Annotated in this window: 1 protein-coding gene; it reads right to left on the reverse strand. The window is 47.5% G+C overall.

Annotated features, from left to right (window positions below; translation table 11 throughout):
* Window positions 1-22: 22 nt before the first annotated feature.
* Complete coding sequence (locus C5687_RS24505; protein WP_000166328.1) at window positions 23-214, reverse strand: Rop family plasmid primer RNA-binding protein; 192 nt, start codon at window positions 212-214, stop codon at window positions 23-25.
* Window positions 215-217: the final 3 nt, after the last annotated feature.

Here is a 217-nt window from a genome sequence, read left to right on the forward strand (position 1 = left end):
TCACTAATAGACACTCTGGCCATCAGTTACCATCCTGTAATGCATCCAGTCTCGAGGACAGTGTACGGAAAAGATGCTCCGCATCATCGTGGAGTTTCTCACAAAGGTCGGCCTCAGCATCGAGATCAAGCTCGTTAAGCTTCTCCAGCAGGAGCAGAGACTGATTCTGGATGAATTTAGCCATGTTCAGCGCTGTTTTCTGTTGTTTCGTCATAAG

It is taken from the genome of Enterobacter sichuanensis, from assembly GCF_002939185.1.
Classification (GTDB): Bacteria; Pseudomonadota; Gammaproteobacteria; order Enterobacterales; family Enterobacteriaceae; genus Enterobacter; species Enterobacter sichuanensis.